Here is a 2,814-nt window from a genome sequence, read left to right as displayed (position 1 = left end):
CATATTTGTAGGGTGATTGGTTTCTTTCATAGGTTATAATTATCGCCTATGAAGTTAAAGAAGTCCATCCATGCATTACTCAAAAGGGGTATAAAATCAATTGGTTAAATTGAAGATGAGACTATTTGTAAAAATAGCTCCTAGAATCTTGGGAATTCAGGCTTTTTGCTGTTTAAGATCGCGTTGCGAAAATCAACTGCGCTTTTGGGTGAACCATCCAACTGAAGAATATCGGTGTTGCCATCCGATTAAGGGAGTATACCTACTTTAACTTCTCAGGAGCCTTCCAGCTTACAGAAACCCGAAGGCCCGAGCTATTTCTACGTCTATCTCCGTGAACTTTATGGAGTTTTCCGGCGTTAGCTCGTCCAAAGTTTGCGGCCTTTGCTTGTCCTCGGAGACTTGTTGTTTTCTTATCAAATCCTCTTTGCTCAAACTCTTCTCTGTGGCTTCGGGGCTCTTCTTGTCTGAGCTGTTCTGCATATCTTGCGTGATCTTCTGCGTTTAGGTTTGCATATTTTCCTCCACTGTCCTTGACTGTACTCTTGGAAGCTTTCCTTCCTCTTAAATTTGAATTATTCTGAAACTCTTCCGCATAGGCTCTCACCACGTCTCAGAGAAGCTCAGCTGCCTTGTTTTCGTCGATGCGGTTAATACCAAGAAAAGCCATTTTTAAGCACACCAGCAATCTGATCAAACACCGATCTTTCGGATTGAGGAACAACATCGTTTCTCTTGGTATAAACCTCCAAGAAGTACACAAGTCTTTCCTCGTTGTTCGAGACTCTGGCGCCATCCATGCGGCGTTTGACATCTTCCCAGAATCTCCTTTCTGCGGGCTTCTTACTCTTCAGCCCTTTTTTCATCAGAACTTCAACTCGGTTTTCAATGCCGCCGATAAGCTCATTGAACTCTGAATCTTTAGCAGCGTGGACACCAATTTCATAAGCAAGAACTGCCCCTGCTTCGCCTTCGTCTACGTTTTCTCCGTTGATATAGACCTTTCCTGTCTTTTCGTCATAGAGAGCATTGGTCCCTCAGTCCAGGCCTTCATTTATAAGCTCCTGACGAATTTCTTCCTTAGATTTAGACGGATCATTGGCGTACTCGTCCTCCACCATCCTATCCAGGAATTCTTCGTTAGAGCGGCAAATAACGACCTTACCAGAGTTCAGCAGCTGGTTTGTTACGGCAACTTCCCAAGATTTAAAGAGACCTCTTCTAACGTCGTTGAAATTTCGGTCCTTTTGCTTTTCGGTGAGAGATGACTTAGACGCCTTTCAAATTGTTGTCGCGTCTTCTTTTAAGTGAATGACTTTTCTTAGTTTTTTTGCTAGGCTTGTACTGGGTTTAAAGAGACCGAGGTCGTTTCCAGACGTAGAGGCAGGGGTTCCTTCCTTCTAAAGGAGCATCTGCCGCTCGGCGACCCACTTTCTTCCAGAAAGTCTTAGTTATTAGCTTCCCGTTGAAGGCCAAAATTTCTTCAAGATCTTTTCAACGCCGCTTTTGCCGCAGCTCGAGTTCTTCTTTGTGTCGTCCATTGTTCTTAGCTTTGAGTTTATCAACCGCTTCCAGATCCTCTTTGAGAAGAGCTTCGAGTCTTCCAAAGGGGTTCTTGTCTTCCCTTTTTCGTCCTTACATCCCTCGAGAAGCTTGACGAATTTATATTTGCCGTCGGTAACGATACCGATAAACATAGCAGTCCTTCTCAATTAGGTAATGACAATATTTAACATAGATAAATGAAGGCAACAAAAAAGAGACGCGAAACTTGCAAAAAATTAGAGAGTTATTCTCCTAACGTCGGGGTTTTAGTTAACTTTCCCTTGTGCTTCGAACTCGCCCTCTTTAATTAACACTTTTTTAGATGCCTTTTTCCCTCTGTCTAGACAACGTCCGACTTAGCCTTTTAGGAAGCTTATCGGCGTTTAATACCATCTAAGGTTTCTTGTGTTTTCGGATCTAGTTCGCTCTGATTTTCTTTCTACCCCTTGAAAAGAAGCTTTTGATCTGCGATAGTTATTACTGTCGAAGAAGGGTTCTTTTCCTTTTCTTCGATGAGGGGTACGCTTTTGCCAAGGGCGTCCATATTGGCATTTGTCGAATTAACTGCGTTCAACGGGCCGGAGAGCGAAGCCTCCCCTCTTCTTACTCTTCCGAACGCTGAAACAATGTAGTGGTTCCCACCTTTTCAGGACAGTAGCACTCTAAAACCATCATTTGTAATTGCTTTGCCACCTGATCGAGATTCCTTCGCTTGCCCTTTGGCTAGTGTCCTCACCATCTTTCTTAGTACTTCTGCTACCTCTTCTGGGTTAAGACCTTCTGCAAGACTTCTTTTATCTACAATATGAGAATCGCCCATTGCTCCTTTTGTGCCAAAATAGTCGTCAACAATCTCTCCGTGCTTTCCATAATTAATATCGACCCAGACGCTCAAAGATCCACTCCAAACAACACGGTGCGCGAAAGGTCTTATTTTCTAAGACTTCCTTAACTCTCTGCAGTCCTCTAATTATGGAGATTTCCGGATCGGTAACAGCCGATTTAGAAGGTTTCCTTTCTCCTAAATTTGAGTTTGTTTAAGACACCTCATCCCCGTCTTTAGGAGAATCTCGTAAATACTGAAATATTGCAGAATCTAGAGCCTCTAGCAGAGGCTCAGCTTTTAATCTGAAGGCATCTTCTTTAGAAGTCTGTCTCTTCTTCGTCGTCTTCGTAGACCTGCGCCTTTTCAGGCTCTGCATCAGGAACCGGAACCCCGAGGGCTTCAAATAACATCCGTCTTTTCCCTGCGATTTCACCGAAGTAGTA

Annotated in this window: 3 protein-coding genes; all 3 read right to left on the bottom strand. The window is 43.5% G+C overall.

Annotation, left to right across the window (positions count from 1 at the left end):
- Nucleotides 1-262 precede the first annotated feature (262 nt).
- Nucleotides 263-607: a hypothetical protein gene (locus tag E5987_RS12475; RefSeq protein ID WP_160336393.1), complete on the bottom strand. Its 345-nt coding sequence runs from the start codon at nucleotides 605-607 to the stop codon at nucleotides 263-265.
- A 43-nt stretch (nucleotides 608-650) separates the two neighbouring features.
- A complete protein-coding gene (locus E5987_RS12470) occupies nucleotides 651-866 on the bottom strand; it encodes a hypothetical protein (protein WP_160336392.1) in 216 nt (71 codons plus the stop codon).
- 1,325 nt (nucleotides 867-2,191) lie between these two features.
- Nucleotides 2,192-2,440, bottom strand: a complete 249-nt coding sequence (locus E5987_RS12465; protein WP_160336391.1) for a hypothetical protein — start codon at nucleotides 2,438-2,440, stop codon at nucleotides 2,192-2,194.
- Between the last annotated feature and the right edge of the window lie 374 nt (nucleotides 2,441-2,814).

This window comes from Parasutterella muris (assembly GCF_009767915.1).
Classification (GTDB): domain Bacteria; phylum Pseudomonadota; class Gammaproteobacteria; order Burkholderiales; family Burkholderiaceae_F; genus Parasutterella; species Parasutterella muris.
The sequence above is the reverse complement of the archived record's forward strand: the minus strand, read 5'-3'. Positions and strand labels throughout refer to the sequence as shown.